The sequence below is a fragment of the Candidatus Aquarickettsia rohweri genome, assembly GCF_003953955.1.
GTDB lineage: Bacteria > Pseudomonadota > Alphaproteobacteria > Rickettsiales > Midichloriaceae > Aquirickettsia > Aquirickettsia rohweri.
Genome location: NZ_RXFM01000093.1, coordinates 1 through 5776, shown reverse-complemented (window position 1 = coordinate 5776; position 5776 = coordinate 1). Strand labels below are relative to the sequence as shown.

General features: G+C 27.2%; 7 protein-coding genes and 2 pseudogenes. 4 read left to right on the top strand and 5 right to left on the bottom strand.

Annotated elements, in window-relative coordinates; translation table 11 throughout:
- On the bottom strand, window positions 1–127 hold a 127-nt coding region (tnpA, locus tag EIC27_RS08370), incomplete at its 3' end, for an IS66 family insertion sequence element accessory protein TnpA (RefSeq protein WP_410519461.1).
- Between the two features lie 68 nt (window positions 128–195).
- Between tnpA and EIC27_RS05870 the strand changes: the two genes are divergently transcribed.
- Complete coding sequence (locus tag EIC27_RS05870; RefSeq protein WP_126045154.1) at window positions 196–432, top strand: hypothetical protein; 237 nt, start codon at window positions 196–198, stop codon at window positions 430–432.
- Between the two features lie 120 nt (window positions 433–552).
- Here EIC27_RS05870 and EIC27_RS05865 read toward each other — a convergent pair.
- The 4 genes and pseudogenes from EIC27_RS05865 to EIC27_RS05850 form a co-directional block, all read right to left on the bottom strand.
- A pseudogene (locus EIC27_RS05865) lies at window positions 553–1836 on the bottom strand (malic enzyme-like NAD(P)-binding protein); the annotation flags it as partial.
- Window positions 1837–1855: 19 nt separating this feature from the next.
- Window positions 1856–2401 carry a NifU family protein gene (locus EIC27_RS05860; RefSeq protein WP_126045152.1) on the bottom strand — a complete coding sequence of 182 codons (546 nt, stop codon included), beginning with the start codon at window positions 2399–2401 and terminating at the stop codon, window positions 1856–1858.
- Between the two features lie 10 nt (window positions 2402–2411).
- The gene (locus tag EIC27_RS05855; RefSeq protein ID WP_126045151.1) at window positions 2412–3245 is read right to left on the bottom strand and encodes a TIGR01459 family HAD-type hydrolase; all 834 of its coding nucleotides are present in this window, start codon (window positions 3243–3245) and stop codon (window positions 2412–2414) included.
- Window positions 3246–3253: 8 nt separating this feature from the next.
- Entirely contained in the window at window positions 3254–3889 is a 636-nt protein-coding gene (locus EIC27_RS05850) for an epoxyqueuosine reductase QueH (protein ID WP_126045150.1), read from the bottom strand.
- 495 nt (window positions 3890–4384) lie between these two features.
- Between EIC27_RS05850 and EIC27_RS05845 the strand changes: the two genes are divergently transcribed.
- From EIC27_RS05845 to EIC27_RS05835, 3 genes and pseudogenes are all read left to right on the top strand, one after another.
- Window positions 4385–4972 (top strand): NADH-quinone oxidoreductase subunit J, encoded by a 588-nt coding sequence (locus EIC27_RS05845; protein ID WP_205702356.1) that lies wholly within the window; start codon window positions 4385–4387, stop codon window positions 4970–4972.
- A complete protein-coding gene (nuoK, locus tag EIC27_RS05840) occupies window positions 4969–5298 on the top strand; it encodes an NADH-quinone oxidoreductase subunit NuoK (RefSeq protein ID WP_126045148.1) in 330 nt (109 codons plus the stop codon). The genes EIC27_RS05845 and nuoK overlap by 4 nt, the downstream gene beginning before the upstream one ends.
- Before the next feature lie 7 nt (window positions 5299–5305).
- Window positions 5306–5776 (top strand): annotated as a pseudogene (locus EIC27_RS05835) (NADH-quinone oxidoreductase subunit L); the annotation flags it as partial.

The following is a 5776-nucleotide window of genomic DNA, read 5'->3' as shown; positions in this document are numbered from 1 at the left end:
CTACAAGAATTCTGTGCCATTTATAAAATGTACTTCTCGGCACATTCTTTTGCTTACAAAATTCATATTTACTTACATTACTTTTTTTATATTCTTCTACTAGCTCTTTCCATTTTTCATTACTTATTCTTTTTTTCTAATAGCATCATTAGCCTCTATTTTTTTAGGCTTTTGTTCTACCACTTATTTTTATTCTTGCCTAGATGCCCTTATTTTAGCGCTTACAAATCTTTAGATAGTTTTAGAAAAAGTAATAAGAATTATAAAAATATAGATAGTCAAAAACTAAAGGTAATAAAAGATAACTTATATAGCAATACTATTGAACGCATTAAAGGTGAAAGTATTGAATGTATTATAAAATCTACATTATTTATATTAGTTGCGATTGTTTTTTTATATATACACTGGAAAATTCCTTATAAAGATTAAAAATTAGATAATAACATTTCATTAGGCTCTTAGAGCTATTTTGCTTTTATATCTATTATAATTTTTCAAATAGATGCAGTTGGAGAAATATTATTATATAAAGTAATATTTTTGATATTAAGCGTTTAAATTCAACCTGTTTAATAAAGTTTTTCTATAAGATTCAAAGTTTGTAATTGGTTTTTTTGCTACACCGGAATCAATAGCAGCTTTTGCGACAGCTATAGAAACTTCTGTAATAAGTCGTGAATCAAATGTTACAGGGATTATATAATCAGGTCCGAATTTACAATTTTTTCCTTCAAATGAATTAGAAACTTCAGTTGTTATCTCTGCTCTTGCTAATTTTGCAAGTGCATACGCTGCAGCAATTTTCATCTCGTCATTAATAGTAGTTGCTCTTACATCTAATGCTCCTCTGAATAAATATGGGAAGCAAAGAAAATTGTTAACCTGATTGCTATAATCAGATCTTCCTGTTGCAACAATTGCATCATTTCGAGCTTCATGTGCTTCATCTGGAGTAATCTCAGGATCAGGATTGGCCATCGCAAAAATTATAGGTTTATCTGCCATACTTTTTACCATTTCTTTTGATACCACATTTTTTACAGATACGCCTATAAAAACATCTGCACCTATCATTGCATCTTCAAGGGTTCTTAAATTTGTTTCTATTGCTAAGTTATTTTTCCATTGATTCATTCCTTCTTTTCTTCCACTATATATTACTCCTCTTGTGTCACAAGTTATTATATTTTGCTTTTTAATTCCTATTTTTTTCATTAAATTGATACACGCAATAGCAGCTGCTCCTGCTCCATTAACCACGACTTTTAAATTTTCAATTTCTCTGTCAGTAATATATGCAGCATTAATCAAACCTGCTACTGTGACTATAGCTGTTCCATGTTGATCATCATGAAAAACCGGGATATCAAGGCATTTTTTTAATTCCTCTTCTATAATAAAACATTCAGGAGCTTTTATATCTTCTAAATTTATTCCTCCCCAGCTTACAGCAATTTTTTTTACAATTTCAATAAATTTTTGAGGGTTAGTCTCATCAACTTCAATATCTATAGAATCAATATCTGCAAAACGTTTGAATAATATTGATTTACCTTCCATGACTGGTTTGCTTGCAGCAGCTCCTAAATTTCCTAACCCAAGTACTGCTGTTCCATTACTGATTACTGCAATAAAATTACCTTTTGAAGTATAGTCATAAATTTTATTATAATCTTTGTATATTTCTTTGCAGGGCTCTGCAACTCCTGGACTATATGCTAAGGATAATTTGTATTTATTAATATTTAGTAATTTATCAGCTAATTTAGTTGTAATTTTACCTTTTGGTTCTTGAGAGTGAAAATCTAATGCTTCTTTTTGTAATTTATCCATGGTTAATAGCCTATTTTAATTATATTGATTCAACTGATTTTATTTCTGGAATATAATGCTTTAGCATGTTCTCTATACCTTGTTTTAAAGTAATGGTAGAACTTGGACAACCTTTGCAGGCTCCGTGTAATTCTAAGTAAACAACTCCATTTTCAAATTTGTTATATATTATGTCACCTCCATCTTGAGCAACAGCAGGTCTTATTTTTGAATTTAAAAGCTCAATAATTTGTTCTTCTATCTTTGAATTAGCTTTAATTATTTTTTTCTTATCTTGTGATTGTGTTATAACAGGTAATCCAGCTAAAAAATGATCTACAAGTTTAGAAAGAATAAATATTTTTATTATTTCCCAATCTACTTTGTTTTCTTTGGTAACTGATATAAAATCATTTCCAAAGAAAATACTGTCAACGCCATCAATCTTAAATAATTGCTGAGCAAGTAATGAATCAGTACAATTGTCATGTTTATTAAATTGTTTTGATCCATTTTTTAAAACTTCAATTCCAGGAATGAACTTTAAAGTATTAGGATTTGGAGTGTCTTGAGTTTGAATATACATTATCTAATTATTATGATTTTTCAATATTACTCAAAATGCTTAGCACATATGTTGGTTTAAGAGAATATTTTTTATACAATTTTGATAAATTTTCTTTAGTTGGAATTTCTCCTACGTTAATTTGCAAATCATGCCTATGTATTCCACTACATACTAATGCGGAATCAATATTCATGTTAGTTGCGCCTTTTATATCATTTTCCATGCTATCACCAATAGCAAGAATCTTTTTTGTTGGAATTATATCTTTTAATGCATATTCATATATTTGTTTGTGAGGTTTTCCAAAATAAATTACTTCACCACCAAGTTCTTCGTATTTTTCGGCAATTACACCAGGACAATGTGTTACTTCACCGTTTTTTGTAATTGATGATTTATCTGGGTTTGTACAAATCATAGGTAAGTTGTATTTTACAGCTTGTTTAGCTAATTCCATAGCTTCATCAAAATAATCTATTATGCCTGTTATTATACTGAAATCTGCATCCTTGGGATGATTTGCTTTAATATATCCTCCAATATTTAATATAACTTCCTCAGCTTCTGGAGAACCTATGTAAAAATATTTTGTTCCATATTTTTTCTTTTCAGAAAGATATTCATTAACTATTTCACCGGATGCAACAATATCTTTATACAAAGATTTATCAACCTTAAAACTATTTAAGAGATTTTCTACAGTTGATTTTCTTCTTGGTACATTGGAAAAAAGTATAACCTCTTTATTTAGATCTTTTAATTTTTTTAGTGTTTCTAGTGATCCAGGATATAGATGATGACCATCATACACAACTCCCCACAAATCCATCAATAAAACGTCATATTTTTTAATGTCAATCATATTTTAGTCTAATAATAATTTTTGCCTATTTCAATTTCTTGTTTTCCGTTTTGTAATCTCCAATTATTTTTGTCTCTTAATGAATAGATACAACCATAAAATTCTTGTTTATAAAAATTTTCTTCTTTTGCTATTTCATACATTCTAGAACTGCCACCATCTTTCCTCCAATTATAAGTCCAATAAGTTATTCCTGAATATTTAGAAGCTGCTTTTTCTCCACAGTCATTAATTTGCTGCATATTTTTCCATCTAGATATTCCAAGAGAACTAGTTATTATATCAAAACCATTTTCATAAGCGTATAGTGCTGTTCTTTCAAACCTCATATCAAAACACATTGTGCATCTTTTTCCTCTTTCAGGCTCAAGTTCTAGACCTTTAGCTCGCTTGAACCAATTTTGAACATCATAATCTGCATCGATAAAATTAATTCCAACTTTTTTAGCGTATTTGATATTTTCATTCTTTCTGATTTCATATTCCTTTTTAGGGTGAATATTAGGATTATAAAAGAAGATTGTTAGATTAATTCCAGACTTTATCATAGCTTGAATTACTTCTCCTGAACAAGGCGCACAACAAGAATGAAGAAGCACTTTACAATCTTTTTTTGGAGCTATAATAGTTTTTACTTTTACCAATTCTTTATATTATTCTATTTTAAGAGCATAATATACAATTTATATATTTTTTTCAATCATTGTTACTAATATTGATGAGCGATGAATTAGAAAATAAGATATTTAATTAGTATTTATTATAAACTCCGCTAATCTATTGATTTATTGTTTTGTTTAGATATTCGAATTTCTCGACATAAGTTTTTTTATTACTTTAATAAATCTCTTGGATCTACTGATTTATTACCCTGTTTACTTTCTTCTAATTTTTGAAGATGGCTTGTTGGAGTTTTTCATCATATAATTTCCATTTTTTAGCCTTAACAATTGAAATTAATTGATTTTGACGCCATAACCTCTTATTCATAATTTTTATTACACTAATTTGTTATGTGAAAATTTTATATAATTGTCAAATGTTGAATTAAATAACTTGATTTATTGTGTTAAAATCTTATAAATTAGACATATAATGTACTTTAAATTAAAATGTTAGAGTTTATCACATATTGTTTAATGATAATAATTTTGGTTTTATCAATTTTAGTTATTTCTAATAAAAACCCTGTACATTCAGTTTTATTTCTAATATTTACATTTTTTTGTTCAGCTGGAATAATGATTTTATTAGAAGCAGAGTATATAGCGATGACAACCATAGTAGTTTATGTGGGTGCAGTGGTAATTTTATTTTTGTTTGTTATTATGATGTTAGATGTAGATACTAAGAGTTTGAGGGTGTCAGTAAGTAATGTAAAATCATATTCAATCATTTCTTCATTAGCTTTTTTAGGTGCATTTTTTTATATACTTTATAAGTCAGAGATAAAATATAATATTTTAAGTATTAATCACAATAAGAATTTAAAATTATTTAAAAATTCATTGAGGTATATTGGTGAAAAACTTTATACTAATTATATGTTTGAATTTCAAATTGCTGGATTATTGCTGTTTTTAGCAATGATTGGGTCAATAACTTTAATTTTAAGAAAGCCAAAGGATAATGTAAAAAAACAAGATATTATAGAGCAAGTTATGAGAAATAAAAATGAATCATTAGAATTGGTAGATGTTAAATCAAGATCAGGGGTCAAAATATGATTAATAATTTGTTAATTGATAATGTTCCGATTAGCCATTTTTTAATATTTTCAGCTACCTTATTTGTTATAGGTATCTGTGGCATAATGATTAATAAAAAAAGTATAATAAATATTTTGTTTTCAATTGAAATTATGTTGCTTTCAGTTAATCTCAATTTTATTGCATTTTCAAAAATCTGGATAGATATTACGGGGCAAATTTTTTCAATTTTTATTTTAACTGTTGCTGCAGCAGAAGCTGCAATAGGATTGGCAATATTAGTGTTATTTTTTAGAAATAAGAGTGATATTAGTATAGATAGAATCAAAAAATTAAAAGGATAAAATTTAAATGTTAAGTATTGAAAATTTAGCAATTTACATTGTATTTTTACCATTGATGGCTTCAATCATTGTGGGTCTTAATACAGATAATATATCTGTGAAAACATCTCAAATTTTAACTTCTTTTTCTGTATTTATCTCAGCTATTTTTTCAATTATAGTATTTTTTTATGTTATACATGGACATAATATAATTCACATAAAGTTGCTAAAGTGGTTAGATGTTTCATTTTTTAAAGCTTATTGGTCAATCTATATTGATTCGCTTACAGCAGTTATGTTATGTGTGGTAAACATTGTTTCATTTTTAGTGCATCTATATTCTGTTGGTTATATGTCTCATGATAATCATAAGCAGAGATTTATGGCTTATTTATCATTATTTACATTTTTTATGTTAGTTCTTGTAACATCAGATAACCTTTTACAGCTTTTTGTAGGTTGGGAAGGTGTTGGTCTGAGCTCTTTTTTATTGATA